Consider the following 17,551-nt stretch of genomic DNA (forward strand, 5'->3'; position numbering starts at 1 on the left):
TCCGACCATGCACGCCTTGCCACCTTCAGAACCGAACGAATCGCTCACCCAGGAGCTGGAACTGCCCCTGGTCGAGGTTGAGAGCTGCCTGAACTTGCTGGGCGAGGCGCTGCTGCGCCGCGACACCCAGGCAATCGAGCTGCACGCTGCCAGCCTGCATGTGGCCCTGGCCAAGGCGATCGAGCGCTTCTCGGCCGCGGCGCGTGCCGGCAATGTGCCGGCCGGTCTGCGCAACCGTCTGGTACTGGCCGGTGGCCGCGTGGCCGCGCAGCGCGAGTCACTGGCGCGCGCCACCGCGGCGCTGGACCGCGCCATTGACGTGCTGATGCCGGCCGAAGCGACCGGTGTCTATTCCGCCTCAGGCAAGGCCGAGCGCAAGACCCTGGGCGGGTCGATCCAGGCCTGAGCCTGCAGCCCCGCACCCCGCCAGGCCACGCTATTGCGTGGCCTTTTTGCGTACGCAGTCCAGATAGGCGTGGCCATCCGGCGGCAGGCCGCTGCGTTGCGAGGCCCAGACCATCTCGCCCAGGCAATCCATCGCCACATGATGGGCCTCGTGCAGCGAGTTGCGCCGCGCCGCCAGCAGCTCCACCGCCTGGCGTATGCCATGCGGCTGGTCGATCGCCTGCTGCTCGGTGATGGTGAGGTGCATGGACAGATGCAGAAAGGGGTTGGTACGCCCCTCCTCGACGCTGTAGACGGCGGCCAGCGCCGCTTCCTCGTCCGCCAGTTCGGCGTGGTACTCCGGGTGCTGGTCTATCCAGTCGGCGGCGATCGCCTCCATCGGTGAGAGCGGCTGGCGGTCGCGCAGCTTGCGGTAGCTGGCGCAGAAGAAGCGCCGCACCTCGAGTTGGGAAGGAGCGTACATGGGGCGATTGTCTCAAACCGTCTTGTCGTGATCGGTGGCGGGCGGCCCCCAGGCCTGGGGCGGATGTCTGGCAGCGGCGGCACGCTCCTGGGCCAACATTTCCTCGAGTTGCTGGCGGCCCTGTTTGGCCATCGCCACCAGCGTGGCCTCGTCCTTGTGATGCGGTGCCATCAGTGCGAGCTGTTCGAGGTTGTGAGCCCGGAAGCGCCAGGCCAGCTTGCGCGCCGCATGCGGCTGCAGGCCCAACAGCTCCAGCACGCTGCGCGCGCTCATCAGCGCGGCGTCGAAGGTCTCGCGCTCGATCAGGGTGACGCCCAGATCGCGCAGCTTGTAGTAGTGCCGCACATTGCGTGCCCGTGCGACCACCTGTAGCTGCGGAAAATGCGTGCGCGCCAGCTCGGCGATCGCCAGGCTCTGGGCCACGTCGTCAACCGCCAGCACCAACACGCGGGCGGTGGCGGCGCCAGCGGTGCGTAGCAGGTCCAGGCGCGAGGCATCGCCATAGAAGACGCGCCAGCCGAACTTGCGCAGGCCCTCGACGGCCTCGGCGTCATGCTCCAGCACCGTGGCGGCGTAGCCGTTGGCGTACAGCATGCGGCCGACGATCTGACCGTAACGGCCGAAGCCGGCAATGATGATGGGCGCCTGCTGCGGTTCCTTGATTGCCTCCAGCGGCGGCCGGTCCTTGGCGGCCAGTCGCGGCAGCAGCCAGCGGTCTGAGATCAGCAGCAGCGCGGGCGTGCAGGCCAGCGAGAGCGCCACCGCGGCCACCAGGGCCGAGCCCTGGCTGGCACTGAGCAGGCCGGATTGCTGCCCCAGCTGGAACACCACGAAACCGAATTCGCCTCCCTGGGCCAGCAGGATCACGAATACCGGGCGCTCCACCACGGGCAGGCGCATCAAGCGCGCCATGATCGTTAGCAGCAGACCCTTGCCGAGCAGCAGGGCGGCCAGCAATGCGGCCACCAGGGCGGGCTGCTCGCGCAGCACACGCAGGTCCAGCCCCATGCCCACGGCGATGAAGAACAGGCCCAGCAGCAGACCCTTGAAGGGCTCGATGTCGGTTTCCAGCTCGCGCCGGTATTCGCTCTCGGCCAGCAGCACGCCGGCCAGAAACGCGCCCAGCGCCATCGACAGGCCCACCGTCTGCATCAATGCTGCAGTGCCCAACACCAACAGCAGGGCAGCGGCGGTGAAGATCTCGGGCGTGTCGCTGCTGGCGATCCAGCGCAACAGCGGGCGCAACAGCAGGCGGCCGCCCAGCACGATGGTGAGCACCGCGCCGAGTGCCTTCAGCGCATGCCAGCCGCCCGCACCTTCGGCGGGGCCGGCCAGCGCCAGGATGGGCACCAGCGCCAGCACGGGAATAGCGGCAATGTCCTGCAACAGCGCCACGCTGAGCACGCTTTGGCCGGCGCTGGTCTGGCCCAGATTGCGCTCGGCCAACACCGCCAGCGCAACCGCGGTGGACGACATCGCCAGCCCCAGGCTGGCCGCCAGCGCCGGGCGCCAAGGCAGGCCGAAGAACAGCGCCACGCCCAGCAGCACGGCCGTGCAGCCCAGCAGCTGCAGCGAACCCCAGCCAAAGATCGGATGCCGCATGGCCCAGAGCCGGCGCGGCTCCAGCTCCAGCCCGACCAGGAACATCATCAGCACCACGCCGAACTCGGCCACCTCCAGGATGGTGGCGGGCGCGCTCACCAGTCCCAATGCAGCGGGGCCGATCAACACCCCCGCCGCCAGATAGCCAAGAATGGAGCCCAGCCTGAGCCAGCGTGCCAGGGGCACCGCCAGCACCGCGGCGGCCATGAACACCAGCGGGGTGTGCAACCAGTTGCCATGCTCCATTAAAACGTCTCCTGGGCGTCGGGGGCGGGGCGCTCGTCACCCGGGACGCGGTCGGCCGGCGGCACCGGACCGCCGGGGGGCTGTCCGCACCAGTTCGGGTAGTTGAGCAACTGCTGAACAAAGCCGCTGGCATGCTGCTGCAGCTCCGCCTCGCTGGCGCGGTGCGCACCGTGCAGGAACAGCGGCGGCAAAAAGCGCAGGCCGCACAGTCGCGCGGTCTGCACGTAGGGCAGCAGGAAGGCCTCGATCGGATGGTGGTTGTAGCCGTCTTCGCGATAGGCGTTGGCGGCGCCGCCGGTGGAGCTGACCAGCCACAGGTCCTTGCCACAGAGCGCGTTGCCGCCCGGCCCATAGGCCCAGCCGAAGCCGAACACCTCGTCCACCCAGAGCTTCAGCAGCGCCGGCATGCCGTACCAGTGCAGCGGATGCAGCCATACCAGCAGCTCGGCCTCGCGCAGGGTCTGCTGCTCCGCGGCCACGTCGATGACGTAGTCGGGATAGAGCGCATAGAGGTCGCGGCAGGCGATCTGCGTCGAGCCGGGCGGCAGGGCCGCGAGCTGTGCCAGCATCCGGCGGGTGACGAGCGAATGCGCCAGGTCCGGATGGGCGCAGAGGATCAGGATGCGGTTCATCGCTGCAGTATCGCTAACTCGCTAACATCCTGCGGCACAGCGACAAGGAGCGAGCATGCCGGTGATCCTCGTGGCCAACCCCAAGGGTGGCGTTGGCAAAAGCACCCTCGCCAGCAATATCGCCGGCTACTACGCCCGCCAGGGGCATGCGGTGATGCTGGGGGATGTGGATGCGCAGCAGTCGGCGCGCCGCTGGCTGGGCCTGCGGCCAGCGCAGCTGCCCGCCATCGCCAGTTGGGAGTTCGATGTCAAGAACACCGTGCGTCCGCCCAAGGGTGTCAGCCATGTGGTGCTGGACAGTCCGGCCGGTCTGCATGGCAGGAAGCTGGAACGGCTGCTGCAGCTGGCCGACAAGCTGCTGATCCCGCTGCAACCGAGCCTGTTTGACATCCAGGCGACATACGACTTCATCCACAGCCTGCATGATCTGGGTTCAGCCCTGCCGGCTGGACAACGGCGGCCGGCGCTGGCCTTGGTGGGCATGCGTGCCAAGGACGGCACGCTCTCGGTCCAGCAGTTGCAGGAGTTCCTGCAGGGGCTGCCGGTGCCCGTGCTGGGCCTGTTGCGCGATACCCAGAACTATGTGCAATTGGCGGCCCGGGGCCTGACGCTCTGGGATGTCGCGAGCAGCCGGGTGGAACGCGATCTGGCGCAGTGGCAGCCGCTCACCGAATGGTTGGATGCCTGATGCGTGTGTTCGAGAGTTTTGCCGATTTGCAGCCCCTGGTCGGCCAGGAACTGGCGACGAGCGACTGGATCCTGGTCGACCAGGGGCGCATCCAGCGCTTTGCCGATGCCACCGACGACCAGCAATGGATTCATACCGACCCGCAGCGCGCCGCCGCCGGACCCTTCGGCGCTGCCATTGCCCATGGCTTCTTGACCCTGAGCCTGCTGCCGGTCTTCTTCGAAACCGGTTTTCGTATCGCGCAGACCCGCATGGGCCTGAACTACGGGCTCAACAAGGTGCGCTTTCCGGCGCCGGTGCCGGTGGGTAGCCGGCTGCGCGGCCGATTCAAACTGCTCGCCTTCGAGGCGCTGGAAGCAGGCGTGCAACTCACCGTGGAGGTGACCGTGGAGCGCGAGGGTCAGACCAGGCCGGTCTGCGTGGCCGAAACGCTGACGCGCCAGTACGCCTAGCAATACGCATAGCGAACATATGCCCTTGGACATCCACCCAAGAGGGGTGTGCCCAAAGCGCATGCGCCCGCCTATCATTCGGGCCCAAATGCAAAGCACAGTGCCAGTAGAGGAGGGCCGCCCATGAGAGTGCTGCTCATCGATGACCACCCCCTGATCCTGTCGGCCCTGCAGACCGTGATCGAGGGCTTGGGAGATGCGGTCGAGGTGGTGGGGGCCGACAGTGCCGCTGCGGCACGCCAGACCCTGCAGCAGAGCCAGGACTTTGATCTGGTGCTGCTGGATCTGCATCTGGGCGATGCCAGCGGCTTCGATGTGCTGGACGAGTTTCGTGCCGCCTACCCGGCCTTGCCGGTGGTGGTGATTTCGGCCTCGGACCGCGCCAGTGATGTGATCCGTGCCATCGATCAGGGCGCGATGGGTTTCATCCCCAAGCGCACCAGCACCGAAATGCTGGCGCAGGCGCTCAAGCTGGTGATGTCGGGTGGCATCTATGTGCCTCCCATGAGTCTGGGCGATGAGGGGCCGCGCAATTTGGTGCCCGAGGACGCGCCCAACAAGCTGCGCCAGATCCAGGAACTGGCCAGCGCTGGGAGCTTCCAGAGCAGCAGCGGCCTGGAGGGCCTGTCGCTGACGCCGCGCCAGACCGATGTGCTGGCGCTGCTGCTGCAGGGCAAACCCAACAAGATCATTGCGCGCGAGCTGGGCGTGTCGGTCGAGACCATCAAGGACCATGTGGCCGCGGTGCTCAAGGCCCTGGGCGTGAGTTCACGCACGCAGGCGGTGCTTGCGGTGAGCCAGATGGTGCAGCGCCAGCCAGGCAGCCAGTTCAGCACCTTCCGGCAGGTGCCGGCCTAATTGATTTCGGTGGGGGAGTAGGCCAGGCGCACATAGATGGGCGCAAAGGCCTCGGCCTGGGTGATTTCCAGCAGGCGCTCGCGCGCCAGTTCCAGCATCGCGATGAAGGTCACCACCAGCACCTGCTGGCCGCGGCTGACGTCGAACAATTCCTCGAACTCCACGAAGCGCCTGCCCTGTAGACGGCGCAGCACGATGCTCATGTGCTCGCGCACCGAGAGCTGCTCGCGGCTGATCTTGTGGTGCTGCACCAGCCGGGCGCGCTTGATCAGCTCGGCCCAGGCGGCACGCAAATCGTCGGCCGCCACATCCGGAAAGCGCGGCGTGAGCGATTGCTCAACAAACACCTGGGCGCGCAGGAAGTCGCGCCCCAGCACCGGCACCTGGTCCAGCTTGGCAGCGGCGAGTTTGATGCGCTCATACTCCAGCAGGCGGCGCACCAGCTCGGCACGCGGGTCCTCGGGCTCGGCGCCATCCTCGCTCTTCTTGGGCGGCAGCAGCATGCGAGATTTGATCTCGATCAGCATGGCCGCCATCAAGAGGTATTCGCTTGCCAGCTCCAGGTTGTGCTTGCGGATCTGGTCCACATAGCTGAGGTACTGGCGCGTCACGTCCGCCAGCGGGATGTCGAGGATGTTGAAGTTCTGGCGCCTGATCAGGTAGAGCAACAGGTCCAGCGGGCCCTCGAAGGCCTCCAGAAAGACCTCCAACGCATCCGGCGGGATGTAGAGATCCTGCGGCATGGCGAACAGCGGCTCGCCATACAGGCGGGCCACGGCCACGCCGTCGACGGTCTCCACCAGCACCGGCGCTGCGGTCGCCTCGGGCTGCGCCGGCAGTTCAGCCAGCTCCGGCGTGGGCGGGATGCCTGCGACGGGATCGCTCAAGACCTGACCCCAGCGCCTCAGTGGTCCTTGGTCTGGTAGACGTAGGGCTGCTGCGCCACGCGCGCGGCGCGGAAATCGGCCTGGGCCTGACGGTCCACCTGCTTGTCCCACAGCAGGGCGCGGCCATCGCGCTGCTCCTGCTCGAGGCTGGGCTTCTTGGCCCGCAACTCGTCGATGAAATTGCTCACGTCGGACTTGTAGGGCTTCCAGAAGAAGGGCATATCGGCTAGCTCGCGGTTGTTTATGGCTTGAATTTTACGGGGCGGTCAGGGCGCTCAGCGCACCCGCATGCCGGGCTGGGCGCCCGGGAGGGGCTCCAGCACGAAGATGCCGGGATGCGCTTTCTCGTCGGCGTGGCTGGCGGCCAGCACCATGCCCTCGCTGATACCGAACTTCATCTTGCGCGGCGCCAGATTGGCCACCATCACGGTGAGCTTGCCTTCCAGCTGCTCGGGCTGGTAGGCGCTCTTGATGCCGCTGAAGACATTGCGGGTGCGCCCTTCGCCGAGATCGAGCGTGAGGCGCAAGAGCTTGTCGGAGCCTTCCACATGCTCGGCCTTGAGGATCTTGGCGATGCGCAGATCCACCTTGCCGAAATCGTCGATCTTGATCTCGGGGGCCAGGTCTTCACCGCCGGGCAGGACCTTGGGTGCGGGCGGGGCTTCGAACAGCGCCTCGACCATCTTCAGGTCGACGCGCTGCATCAGGTGCTCGTAGCTGCCGATCTGGTGCGCGCCAAGCGCGCGCGCGGCATCGGCGAACTGCATGGGCTCGACACGCAGGAAGGCCTCGACCTTGGCGACGAGCGCCGGCAGCACCGGCTTGAGGTAGATGCTGAGCAGGCGGAAGGCCTCGATGCAGACGCTGCAGACATCGTGCAGCACAGCGTCCCTGCCTTCCAGCTTGGCCAGTTCCCAGGGCTTGTTCTGGTCCACGTACTCGTTCACGCGATCGGCCAGCAGCATGGTCTCGCGCAGCGCCTTGCCGAATTCGCGCTCCTCGTAGAGTTCGGCGATCGCGCCAGCCTGGGCGCGCAGGCCGTCCAGCAGGGCGCGCCCCTCCACACCCAGATCGCCGGAGAGATGGCCGCCGAAGCGCTTGCTCAGGAAACCCGCGGCGCGCGAGGCGATGTTGATGTACTTGCCGACCAGGTCGCTGTTGACACGCGCGACGAAGTCCTCGGGGTTGAAATCAATGTCCTCGACCTTGGCGTTCAGCTTGGCGGCCAGGTAGTAGCGCAGCCACTCGGCATTCATGCCCAGCTTCAGGTATTTGAGCGGGTCCAGGCCGGTGCCGCGGCTCTTGCTCATCTTCTCGCCGTTGTTGACGGTCAGGAAGCCATGCACATAGACATGGTTGGGCGTCTTGCGGCCACTGAAGTGCAGCATGGCCGGCCAGAACAGAGTGTGGAAATAGGTGATGTCCTTGCCGATGAAATGCACCTGTTCCACGCTTGGATCGGCCATATAGGCGTCGAAGTCCTGGCCCAGCTTGCCCAGGTAGTTCTTCAGCGAGGCCAGGTAGCCGATCGGCGCGTCCAGCCAGACATAGAAGTACTTGCCTGGGGCATCCGGGATCTCGATGCCGAAATAGGGGGCGTCGCGGCTGATGTCCCAGTCGCCCAGGCCGCCCTTGCCCTCGTCATCCTTGGTGAACCATTCCTTGATCTTGTTGAGCACCTCGGTCTGCAGGCGCCCGGGGGTCTGGGTCCACTGCTCGAGAAAGCTCACGCAGCGCGGGTCGCTGAGCTTGAAGAAATAGTGCTCCGAAGTCTTCATCACCGGCGTCGCGCCGGTCAGCACTGAGAAGGGATTCTTCAGCTCGGTAGGGGTGTAGACGGCGCCGCAGACCTCGCAGGAGTCGCCGTACTGGTCCTTGGCGCCGCACTTGGGGCATTCGCCCTTGATGAAGCGGTCGGGCAGGAACATCGCCTTCTCGGGGTCGAAGAACTGCTCGATGGTCTTCACCTCGATCAGCTCGTTGCGACGCAGCGCCAGATAGACCTCCCTGGACAGCTCGTGGTTCTCGGCGCCGTCGGTCGAGTGCCAGTTGTCGAAGCTGATGTGGAAGCCATCCAGATAGGTCTTGCGTCCCGCGGCGATGTCGGCCACGAACTGCTGTGGCGTCTTGCCGGCCTTCTCGGCCGCAATCATGATGGGCGCGCCATGCGCATCGTCGGCGCAGACAAAGTGCACCTGCTGACCCTGCATGCGCTGGTAGCGCACCCAGATATCAGCCTGCGTGTACTCCATGATGTGACCAATATGGAAATTGGCGTTGGCATAGGGCAGGGCAGTGGTGACGAAGAGCTTGCGGGTCATGACTTTGCGGATGGAGCCAAGCATGGCGGAGCGCCATGCGGAGGCGGGATTTTAGTCGCACGCGCTCGGCCGCGCGGCAGCCCTGCGCACTGGTGCCGTTCGTCAGCTCTCGCTGGGCGTCGCGGGGGCCGGGTCGGTAGGCGTGTCGGGCTCGCCGTCTTGTGCTGGTGCATCAACACCGCCCTCGTCCTTGCCCTGCAGTTTGCGCTGGCGCTTCTCTTCGGCCTTGCGTTTCTTGGCCAACTCGCGTTGGCGTTTCTCATAGCTGTAATTCGGTGTTGCCAAGGCGCTCGCTCCTGCTTTTGCCGGCCCAAGCGCCGGGGGTTACCAATGTACCTGCTAGCCACGACGGGGCCGCAGCATTGTGAAGTTTCTTCGCTAAGTGATTGTGGTGGCTCAGTTTGCCCAGTCACGCAATCTGTGGATAAGTTTGTGGGCAAGATATTGCCGGGTGTGCTAAGTGCTTGATTCTGCGCGCCACAAGGCCCCCGATTCAGCTCGATGGAGGTTGAATTTCATATTCAAAATCAAAGACTTGGACCGGCGGACTTGAAGCGGTGCATGGCTTGCGCCGGCTCGCATGCGCTTGTCATCGCAGTCTCATATTTGGGGATAAGTCAAGCCCATGAACCGGTAGCAATGGCGCCAGCTGTTTCATTTCGACCCAGGCCGAGGCATGCGCAAGCAATTTGGCCCAGCCATATCGGACCCACGTCATCCAGCAAGCTGGCGGCCTGCCGGGATGACTGCATAGTTACACGCGCAAGCTCATGCCTAACTCAAGAAGGCGTGCTAAACCATTGATTCTTATGCGTTCCAAAAGCTGTCCACCAGGTCTGTGGATAACTTTGTGGAGAAGCTGCGAAGGTCCGCGCTAAACCCTTGATTCATCGCTGCCGGGCTTGGCTTGCCACAAAAAAATGCAATGGTCCGATCTTTATGCAAATCAACAACTTAGCGCTGTGCTCGAGATCCTCAGGGGAAACCTGTAGCTGCGCCGCACCAAGGCCAAACGCACCAAGCCGCATAACACCGATTGGGGATAAGTCAAGCGCCGGACGCTGCGCGGCGGGCTGCAATGCGCTGCCGAATCGGGCCAACTGTCCACCGTCGATGTGGACAAGTCTGTGCGCGACATGCAGACAGCCTGGCTAAGTCCTTGATCGGCAAAGGCTGGGCTTGTGTTGCCTGCAAAAGTGGCAGGTGCCGACGCGGCTTGGGGCCAACGCCTAGGGAGGCGCGCGCGGCGCCCGCTAAAATCCGCGACTTTGCAAAGAGCGACAACGCATTCATGGGCCAAGCAGCCAGGCAAGAACCACGCAACCGCAGCACCGAGATCTTCGAGCTCAAGAGTGCCACGCTGACCGCCTTGTCGCTGGTCCTGCGCAGCGCCGATCTGCAGGCCCTGGCCGAGGCCTTGCAGGCCCGGCTTGGCGACACGCCCGAGGTGTTCAATCAGGATCCGCTGCTGATCGACCTGTCGCAGCTGCCGGCGGTCGCGCCCGCCGCGGGCGAGGACGGCCAGCTGAGCCTGGTGAGTGAGGCGGGCGCGGCTGCGCTCGACTTCGCTGCCTTGATCGCGCTGCTCGAGCGCTATCGCCTGCAGCCGGTGGCGGTGAGCGGGGCCAGCCCCGAGCAACTGGCGGCGGCGCAGGCCTGCGGCCTGGCGGAAGCGGATGCCACGCAGCCGCTGCGCAGTGAAGCGGCCGAGCCGGTGCGCGAGGTCATCAAGGAAGTCATCAAGGAGGTGGTGGTCGAGCAGGTGCGCGAGGTGCATGTGCCGGGCGAGGCCGCCAAGACCGTCATCATCGACAAGCCCCTGCGTTCGGGCCAGCAGGTCTATGCCAAGGGTGCCGATCTGATCGTGATGGCGCTGGTGAACCATGGCGCCGAGGTAATCGCCGACGGCAACATCCATGTCTATGCGCCCCTGCGTGGCAAGGCCATTGCCGGTGCGCGCGGCAACACGGAGGCGCGCATCTTTGCCGTCAGCCTGGAGGCCGAACTGATCGCGATCGCCGGCATTTACCGGACGACCGAAAACCCCTTGCCCGAGCATGTGCTGGGCAAGCCCGCCCAGGTGCGCCTGGACGGCGAGAAGCTGGTGATGGAAGCACTCAAACTCTGAGCTGGTCGCCCCGACCAGGCTCTATTGGAATAAAGGAAAGTATTCGATGACCAAGATCGTCGTGGTGACCTCGGGCAAGGGCGGGGTCGGCAAGACCACCACCAGCGCGAGCTTTGCAACCGGCCTGGCCCTGCGCGGCTACAAGACCGTGGTGATCGACTTCGACGTCGGCCTGCGCAACCTCGACCTCATCATGGGCTGCGAGCGCCGTGTGGTCTATGACCTGATCAACGTCATCAACGACGAGATCAAGCTGACCCAGGCCCTCATCAAGGACAAGCAGGTCGAGAAGCTTTACATCCTGGCCGCCTCGCAGACGCGCGACAAGGATGCCCTCAACCAGACCGGCGTGGAACGCGTGCTGGACGAGCTCAAGGCGATGGAGTTCGATTACATCGTGTGCGACTCGCCGGCCGGCATCGAAACCGGTGCGCTGATGGCCATGCACTATGCCGACGAGGCCCTGGTGGTGACCAACCCGGAAGTCTCCTCGGTGCGCGACTCCGACCGCATCCTCGGCATGCTCAACAGCAAGACAAAGCGCGCCATCGAGGGCAAGGAGCCCGTCAAGGAGCATCTGCTGATCACGCGCTACAACCCCAACCGGGTCGAGGGCGGGCAGATGCTGTCGCTGGAAGACATACACGAGATCCTGCGCACCCCGCTGATCGGCGTGATTCCCGAGTCCGAGAGCGTGCTTCAGGCCTCCAACCAGGGCCTGCCGGCCATCCACATGAAGGGCACCGACGTGGCCGAGGCCTATGCCGATGTGGTGGCGCGCTTCCTCGGAGAGGACAAGCCGATGCGCTTCATCGAGGCGGTCAAGCCTGGCTTCTTCAAGCGCCTGTTCGGCGGCAAGTGAGGAAGGGACACAGCATGGGATTCCTGTCCTTTTTCCTCGGTGAGAAGAAAAGCACGGCCAGCGTGGCCAAGGAGCGCCTGCAGTTGATCCTCGCGCATGAGCGCGGCGGCCGCGGCGCCAGCCCCGACTATCTGCCCCAGTTGCAGCGCGAACTGGTGGCGGTGATCTCCAAGTACGTTTCCATCAACGCGGACGACATCAAGGTGCATATGGAGCGCCAGGACGACCTCGAGGTGCTGGAGGTGAAGATCGAGCTGCCCGAGCCGGCGCGGCGCTGAGCCGCGCCAGCGTGCCAAGGGCCAGGCAAGACCTGGCCCTTTTTGCGTCCGCGCAGCGGTCAATGCTTGGCGTCGAACTGCTGCTCGTTCTTGCCCTTGAAGGGCGCGTAGAACTGCTTGATCTTGGCCATATCGGCCTCCACGTCGCCACTGGGCCTGAACACCGGCCCCAGGCCGCTGAGCTTGCGCGGGTAGTCCATATAGGCCATCACGATCGGTACCTCGGCGGTGACGGCGATCCAGTAGAAACCGGTCTTCCAGTAGCGCGTCTTGCTGCGCGTGCCCTCGGGTGGCACCACCAGTTGCAGCGGGCCGTCTGCCGCGCGCAGCGCCTCGGCCGAGGCCGCCACCAGATTGCTGGCCTGCTCGCGGTTCACCGCGATGCCGCCCAGCCAGCGCATCAAGCCGCCAAAGGGGAAGCGAAAGATCTGCTGCTTGCCCATCCAGTGGATGTTCAGGCGCAGCGCAAAGGCCACCATCAGCGTATAGGGCAGATCCCAGTTGCTGGTGTGCGGCGCGGCGATGAGCACGCATTTGCACTGCGCCGCGGGTAGGCTGCCCTCGACCTTCCAGCCGGCAAGCTTCAGATAGGCGATGGAGGCTGCGCGCAGCAGGGTGTTGACCACGGGGGTGGTGAAGATGGTGCGATGCATGGGGATCTCGTGGGCAAGGGCGGATTATCCCTGTGTCGCCCTTCATGCATCTGCCACATTCTGAGGCAGGGCAAGAAAGCCGCTTGCAAATCAAGCACTTGGACTCTGCGCGCCCAGGCTGTGCACGGACTTGTCCACAGTCGCTGTGGACGGGAGTGGGCCGGCTCGGCGCGCCCGGATGGCGGGAGTCAAGCCGTGTTTGTTCGATGACCGCCAGCGTGAATTCCAGGCAGACTGGCCAATTTTCGCGAGTCTCATGGCACTTGAACTCTCACTCGACGGGCTGGCGGCGGTTTCGCTGTTCGTGGCGAACGTTGTGGTGGGCGTGGTGGCCATCGGCACCTATTGGCGCATGACGCGCTACGAGCAGAGCAACCATCTGCACATCGTCAATGCGCTGCGCGAAACCCGCGATGCCGGCCGCGAGGCCAAGATCGCCACGCGCGAGTTGCTGCGCATGGTCGAGCGCCAGGAGCAGGGCCGCGGCGTGGCGCTGCAAGCGTCCGACCTCGAGGCCTTGCGCGAACTGCCCCAGCTGCTGCGCCTCTTGCTGGAGGGGCGCGAGGGCGAGGATGGCACGCAGGAACCGGCGCAGCGCCTGCGCTGGCCGGACACGGTGCAGGAGCTCAACCAGGAGGGCCTGGATCAACTCAAGCGCAGCCATCGCAACGAGGTGGATCGCATGCTGGCACAGCGCCGCCATCTGCAGATGGAGCTGTCCGCGGCGCGCGAGCGGCTGGAGGAAAACGCGCGCGTGCTGAACTCCTTCCGGTCCCGCACCAGCCAGTCGCTGCAAAGCCAGGTGGAGCTCAGCGGCGCACGTCAGCAGCTCGAGCAGACGCGCAACAATATGCTGCAGCTGCAGGACAAGCTGGCCCAGATGGAGACCCGCGCCGACAAGGCCGAGCGCAATGTGGCGCGCCTGCAGCGCGATCTGGAACAGGCCGCACTCGGTGCCGGCGAGGCCACGCCGGCGGCGCAGGCGCAGACCGAGCAGGCTTCGCGCGAAACCCTGCTTAGCTTGGAGCGCGAGGCCCAGGCCCAGCGCGATCATCTGGCCGACGCCGAGCGCACGATCCAGAAATTGCGCAAGGATCTGGAGATCCTGGCCGCCGATCCACCCGATCACGAGGGCGAGCGAAGCGCCGAGCCGGGTCATGACCAGGCACGGGCGCGCCTGGAGACCGAGGTCGAGCAGCTCAAGGCGCGCGTCGACGATCTGCAGGACGCGCTGCGCCGCAATGTGGTGGAGAAGGAATTCATCGAGCAGCATTACCTCGCCGAGACGCGCAAGCGCCAGCCGCCGGCCGAGCCCTGAAGCCGCCCGGCGGGGCGGGGATTTGGCGCAGGCGCTATGCTTGCGGCCCCGTCGACCCACCCCATCGAGCCCCGCATGGACGCCATCCGCGCCTATTTCGACCAGCTGAACCAGGACTATCTGGCCGTCCACAAGAGCAAGGAAGAGCTGTTCTGGGCCACCTATATGGCCACCAGCGACGACCACGCCGGCTTTGCCCGCGCCGAGCAGCGCTACAAGGCATTCATCTCCGACGCCGGCCGGCTGACCGAGACGCGCGCCCAGCTGGCGCGCCTGCAGGCGCATCCCGCCAGCGCCGAGCGCGAGGCCCTGGCGCATGGCTTGCAGGGCTGGCTGGCGCTGTTCGAGGCCAATATCATCGACAACGAGCAGGGCCGCGCCCTGATGGCCGAGCTGATCGCCGCCGAGGCGGCGCTGTTTGCCAAGAAGCGCGAGCTGCAGCCCACGCATCTGGCCGCGCCCGGGCGCAGCGAGGTGGCCACGCTGAGCATGCTGGCCACCAATCTGGCCACCAACCCGGATGAGGCCTGCCGCCGCAGCTCGCTGGAGGCCTTCCGCGGCATCGAGCGCTGGGTGCTGGAGAACGGCTTGCTGGAGCTGGTGAGGCTGCGCAACCGCTTCGCGCGCGCACTCGGCTTTGACAACTACTTCGAGCTCAAGCTGCGCAAGAACGAGCGCATGACGCCCGCCCAGCTCGACGCCATCCTGGACGACTTTCTGGCGCGCACCGCCGCGGCCAATGCGCGCAGCCTGGCGCAGCTGGCGGCGGTGCATGGCGAAGCGGCCCTGCAACCCTGGAACCTGCGCTTCGCCAGCGCTGGCGATGTGCTGCGCCGCATGGACGCCTATATGCCCTTCGGGCCGGCCCTTCGGCGCTGGGTCGAGAGCTTCCGCCGCCTGGGCATCCAGTACCGCGGCGCCACCTTGCAGCTGGACCTGCTGGAGCGCAAGGGCAAGTACCAGAACGGCTTCTGCCACGGCCCGGTGCCCAGCTTTGTTGATGCCCAGGGCCAATGGGTGCCGGGCCAGATCAACTTCACCGCCGAGGCCAAGCCTGACCAGGTGGGCAGCGGCCTGCGCGCCATCAACACGCTCTTCCACGAGGGCGGCCATGCCGCGCATTTCGCCAATGTGGTGCAGAACTCGCCCTGCTTCTCGCAGGAATTCGCGCCCACCTCGATGGCCTATGCCGAGACCCAGTCGATGTTCTGCGACAGCCTGCTGAACGATGCCGACTGGCTCAAGCGCTATGCGCGCAATGCCGCGGGCGAGCCCATCCCCGACGAGTTGATACACGCCCGCATCGCCAGCAGCCAGCCGATGCGCGCCTTCGACGAGCGCTCCATCGCCGTGGTGCCCAAGTTCGAGGCGGCGCTCTACCGGATGAGTGAGGCGGAGCTGAATCCCGAGGCGGTGCTGGCGCTGGCGCGCGCCACCGAAGTGCAGGTGCTGGGCGTTGAAAGCCCGCGCCCGCTGCTGGCGATCCCGCATCTGCTCAACCAGGAATCGGCCGCGTCCTACCAGGGTTATCTGCTGGCCCATATGGCGGTGTTCCAGACGCGCGCCTTCTTCATGCGCCAGCATGGCTATCTGACCGACAACCCGGCGATAGGCCCGGCCCTGGCCGAGCACTACTGGGCCCCCGGCAACAGCATCGACCACGATGCCACGCTGCGCAGCCTGACCGGCGAGGGCTTCTCGGCCCAGTACCTGGCGGACGAGTGCAACAAGTCGGTGGACGAGGCCTGGGCACAGGCCCAGCAGTCGATAGCGGCCGCCGCTTCCCGCCCGCAGCCCCAGGGCGTGGCGTCGCTGGACGCCCATATCCGCGTGGTCCACGGTGCCGAGCTGCTGGCCGACAACAGCGCCGGCGAGGCGGCCATGTGCGAGCGCTTCGAGGCCTGGGTGGGCGCGCACTACCCTTGATGGCATGGCCGTGTCGCTGAAGTACCTGGCCGGCTATCCGGCCCAGCTCCAGAGCCAGGCGCAGGCGCTGATAGACAGCGGCCGCCTGGGCGACTACCTGGGCGCCCGCTATGCCCAGGGCCATGAGGTGCAGAGCGACCGCGCGCTGTTCGACTACACGCAGGCGCTCAAGAGCCGCTTTCTGCGCAATGCCGAGCCCATCAGCAAGGTCGCTTACGACGCCAAGCTCAAGCTGCTGCAGCATGCGCTGGGCACGCACACGCGCGCCGCGCGCGTGCAGGGCAGCAAGCTCAAGAGCAAGCGCGAGATCCGTGTGGCCAGCCTGTTCCGCGAGGCGCCGGCCGAGTTCCTCAAGATGATCGTGGTGCACGAACTCGCGCATCTGAAGGAGCTGGAGCACAACAAGGCTTTTTATCAGCTCTGCACGCATATGGAGCCGAACTACGGCCAGCTCGAATTCGATCTGCGCTTGTATCTGACGCTCAAGGAGCTGCCGGCATGATCTTGTTGGCACCGATGGAAGGGCTGCTCGACCACATGCTGCGCGACGTGCTGACGCGTGTGGGCGGCATCGATCGCTGCGTCTCCGAGTTCATACGCATCACCGACATGCTGCTGCCCAAGCGCGTCTTCACCCGCATCGTGCCCGAGCTGCACGCCGGTGGCCGCACGCCCGCCGGCGTGCCGGTGCGCGCGCAGCTGCTGGGCTCCGACCCGGTGTGCATGGCCGAGAACGCGGCGCGCCTGGCCGAGCTGGGCCCCGAGGGCATAGACCTGAACTTCGGCTGCCCGGCCAAATGCGTGAACCTGCACCGCGGCGGCGCCGTGTTGCTGGACGAGCCCGAGCTGATCGCCCAGATCGTCGCGGCGGTGCGGCGCGCGGTGCCGGCGCATGTGCCCGTCTCGGCCAAGATGCGGCTGGGCTATCTGGACGATTCGCGCACGCTGGAATGCGCCCATGCCATGGTGGGCGCGGGCGCGGCCGAGCTGGTGATCCATGCCCGCACCAAGGCCGATGGCTACAAGCCGCCCGCCTATTGGGACCGCATCGCCGCGGTGCGCGAGGCGGTGGCCGTGCCGGTGGTGGCCAATGGCGAGGTCTGGACCGCCGCCGATGCCCAGGCCTGCAAGGCGCAGTCCGGCTGCGAGGCCCTGATGCTGGGCCGCGGCATGGTGGCCGACCCGGGCCTGGCGCTGGCGATACGCGCGCCCGATGCCGCGCCGCTGGCCTGGGCCCAGCTGCTGCCGCTGATGCAGGACTTTTTTGCGCTGGTGCGCGCCCATATTGCCAGCCGCCACCAGGCCGGCCGGCTCAAGCAATGGCTGCACTATCTGCGCCGCCGTTATCCCGAGGCCGAGGAGGCCTACCAGCGCGTGCGCACCCTCAATGCGCCCGACGAACTGCATTCGGCCCTGTTCGGAAGCCCATGAAATCCAAATCATCCGGTGGCCTGGTCTATTCCACCGAGGCGGGCCGCATGTGCCCGGCCTGCCGCCAGCCCATCGCCGCCTGTGTCTGCGGCAAAAAGGTGGCGCCGCTGGGCGACGGCCGCGTGCGCGTCTCGCGCGAGACCAAGGGCCGCGCCGGCAAGGGCGTCACCCTGGTCAAGGGCCTGCCGCTGGACGAGGCGGCGCTCACCGCCCTGGGCAAGCAGCTCAAGGCAGCCTGCGGCAGCGGCGGCACGGTCAAGGACGGTGTCATCGAGATCCAGGGCGACCATTGCGACAAGGTGCTGCAGCTGCTGATCGCGGCGGGCTGGCCCGCCAAGCGCTCTGGCGCTTAGCAGGCTGTTAGGCGCACATGCCCAGAATGCGTCAGGATCGGCGGGGAT

At 66.2% G+C, this 17,551-nt stretch carries 20 protein-coding genes; 12 read left to right on the forward strand and 8 right to left on the reverse strand.

Going from position 1 to position 17,551, the window contains the following annotated elements; genetic code table 11:
* Nucleotides 1-16 precede the first annotated feature (16 nt).
* Entirely contained in the window at nt 17-406 is a 390-nt protein-coding gene (locus tag WG898_RS05220) for a hypothetical protein (RefSeq protein WP_339601706.1), read from the forward strand.
* Nucleotides 407-436: 30 nt separating this feature from the next.
* Here WG898_RS05220 and WG898_RS05225 read toward each other — a convergent pair whose 3' ends face one another.
* The 3 genes from WG898_RS05225 to kefF are packed head-to-tail and all read right to left on the reverse strand — an operon-like array spanning nt 437 to nt 3,348.
* Nucleotides 437-868 (reverse strand): DUF1841 family protein, encoded by a 432-nt coding sequence (locus tag WG898_RS05225; protein WP_339601707.1) that lies wholly within the window; start codon nt 866-868, stop codon nt 437-439.
* 12 nt (nt 869-880) lie between these two features.
* A complete protein-coding gene (gene kefC / locus WG898_RS05230) occupies nt 881-2,716 on the reverse strand; it encodes a glutathione-regulated potassium-efflux system protein KefC (protein ID WP_339601708.1) in 1,836 nt (611 codons plus the stop codon).
* Nucleotides 2,716-3,348: a glutathione-regulated potassium-efflux system oxidoreductase KefF gene (kefF, locus tag WG898_RS05235; RefSeq protein ID WP_339601709.1), complete on the reverse strand. Its 633-nt coding sequence runs from the start codon at nt 3,346-3,348 to the stop codon at nt 2,716-2,718. Before kefF ends, kefC begins: the two co-directional genes overlap by 1 nt.
* Nucleotides 3,349-3,403: 55 nt before the next feature.
* Between kefF and WG898_RS05240 the strand changes: the two genes are divergently transcribed.
* From WG898_RS05240 to WG898_RS05250, 3 genes are all read left to right on the forward strand, one after another.
* A complete protein-coding gene (locus WG898_RS05240; RefSeq protein WP_339601710.1) occupies nt 3,404-4,036 on the forward strand; it encodes a ParA family protein in 633 nt (210 codons plus the stop codon).
* Complete coding sequence (locus WG898_RS05245) at nt 4,036-4,488, forward strand: MaoC family dehydratase (RefSeq protein ID WP_339601711.1); 453 nt, start codon at nt 4,036-4,038, stop codon at nt 4,486-4,488. Before WG898_RS05240 ends, WG898_RS05245 begins: the two co-directional genes overlap by 1 nt.
* Nucleotides 4,489-4,611: 123 nt before the next feature.
* Nucleotides 4,612-5,346: a response regulator gene (locus WG898_RS05250; protein WP_339601712.1), complete on the forward strand. Its 735-nt coding sequence runs from the start codon at nt 4,612-4,614 to the stop codon at nt 5,344-5,346.
* Here WG898_RS05250 and WG898_RS05255 read toward each other — a convergent pair.
* From WG898_RS05255 to WG898_RS05270, 4 genes are all read right to left on the reverse strand, one after another.
* Nucleotides 5,343-6,233: a segregation and condensation protein A gene (locus WG898_RS05255; RefSeq protein ID WP_444718909.1), complete on the reverse strand. Its 891-nt coding sequence runs from the start codon at nt 6,231-6,233 to the stop codon at nt 5,343-5,345. The genes WG898_RS05250 and WG898_RS05255 overlap by 4 nt on opposite strands.
* Before the next feature lie 17 nt (nt 6,234-6,250).
* The gene (locus WG898_RS05260) at nt 6,251-6,454 is read right to left on the reverse strand and encodes a DUF3460 family protein (protein WP_339601713.1); all 204 of its coding nucleotides are present in this window, start codon (nt 6,452-6,454) and stop codon (nt 6,251-6,253) included.
* Between the two features lie 54 nt (nt 6,455-6,508).
* The gene (gene metG / locus WG898_RS05265) at nt 6,509-8,554 is read right to left on the reverse strand and encodes a methionine--tRNA ligase (protein ID WP_339601714.1); all 2,046 of its coding nucleotides are present in this window, start codon (nt 8,552-8,554) and stop codon (nt 6,509-6,511) included.
* 102 nt (nt 8,555-8,656) lie between these two features.
* Nucleotides 8,657-8,839, reverse strand: coding sequence for a hypothetical protein (locus tag WG898_RS05270; RefSeq protein ID WP_339601715.1), 183 nt, complete (start codon nt 8,837-8,839; stop codon nt 8,657-8,659).
* 1,006 nt (nt 8,840-9,845) lie between these two features.
* Between WG898_RS05270 and minC the strand changes: the two genes are divergently transcribed.
* The 3 genes from minC to minE are packed head-to-tail and all read left to right on the forward strand — an operon-like array spanning nt 9,846 to nt 11,822.
* Nucleotides 9,846-10,682, forward strand: coding sequence for a septum site-determining protein MinC (gene minC, locus WG898_RS05275; RefSeq protein WP_339601716.1), 837 nt, complete (start codon nt 9,846-9,848; stop codon nt 10,680-10,682).
* 46 nt (nt 10,683-10,728) lie between these two features.
* Nucleotides 10,729-11,544: a septum site-determining protein MinD gene (gene minD / locus WG898_RS05280; protein WP_339601717.1), complete on the forward strand. Its 816-nt coding sequence runs from the start codon at nt 10,729-10,731 to the stop codon at nt 11,542-11,544.
* A gap of 14 nt (nt 11,545-11,558) precedes the next feature.
* Nucleotides 11,559-11,822, forward strand: coding sequence for a cell division topological specificity factor MinE (gene minE, locus WG898_RS05285; protein WP_339601718.1), 264 nt, complete (start codon nt 11,559-11,561; stop codon nt 11,820-11,822).
* 59 nt (nt 11,823-11,881) lie between these two features.
* On the opposite strand, the gene WG898_RS05290 is transcribed toward minE, so the two are convergent.
* Nucleotides 11,882-12,475 (reverse strand): lysophospholipid acyltransferase family protein, encoded by a 594-nt coding sequence (locus tag WG898_RS05290; protein ID WP_339601719.1) that lies wholly within the window; start codon nt 12,473-12,475, stop codon nt 11,882-11,884.
* Nucleotides 12,476-12,731: 256 nt separating this feature from the next.
* On the opposite strand from WG898_RS05290, the gene WG898_RS05295 reads away from it, so the two are divergent.
* The 5 genes from WG898_RS05295 to WG898_RS05315 all read left to right on the forward strand — a co-directional run bounded on the left by WG898_RS05295 (nt 12,732) and on the right by WG898_RS05315 (nt 17,503).
* Entirely contained in the window at nt 12,732-13,793 is a 1,062-nt protein-coding gene (locus WG898_RS05295) for a coiled-coil domain-containing protein (RefSeq protein ID WP_339601720.1), read from the forward strand.
* 75 nt (nt 13,794-13,868) lie between these two features.
* Nucleotides 13,869-15,719: a M3 family metallopeptidase gene (locus WG898_RS05300; RefSeq protein ID WP_339601721.1), complete on the forward strand. Its 1,851-nt coding sequence runs from the start codon at nt 13,869-13,871 to the stop codon at nt 15,717-15,719.
* A 4-nt stretch (nt 15,720-15,723) separates the two neighbouring features.
* Nucleotides 15,724-16,221 (forward strand): M48 metallopeptidase family protein, encoded by a 498-nt coding sequence (locus WG898_RS05305; protein ID WP_339601722.1) that lies wholly within the window; start codon nt 15,724-15,726, stop codon nt 16,219-16,221.
* Complete coding sequence (locus WG898_RS05310) at nt 16,218-17,150, forward strand: tRNA dihydrouridine synthase (RefSeq protein WP_339601723.1); 933 nt, start codon at nt 16,218-16,220, stop codon at nt 17,148-17,150. Before WG898_RS05305 ends, WG898_RS05310 begins: the two co-directional genes overlap by 4 nt.
* The gene (locus tag WG898_RS05315) at nt 17,147-17,503 is read left to right on the forward strand and encodes a translation initiation factor Sui1 (RefSeq protein WP_339601724.1); all 357 of its coding nucleotides are present in this window, start codon (nt 17,147-17,149) and stop codon (nt 17,501-17,503) included. The genes WG898_RS05310 and WG898_RS05315 overlap by 4 nt, the downstream gene beginning before the upstream one ends.
* The last annotated feature ends 48 nt before the right edge of the window (nt 17,504-17,551 follow it).

It is taken from the genome of Paucibacter soli, from assembly GCF_037482845.1.
In the GTDB taxonomy this organism is placed as follows: domain Bacteria; phylum Pseudomonadota; class Gammaproteobacteria; order Burkholderiales; family Burkholderiaceae_C; genus Paucibacter_B; species Paucibacter_B soli.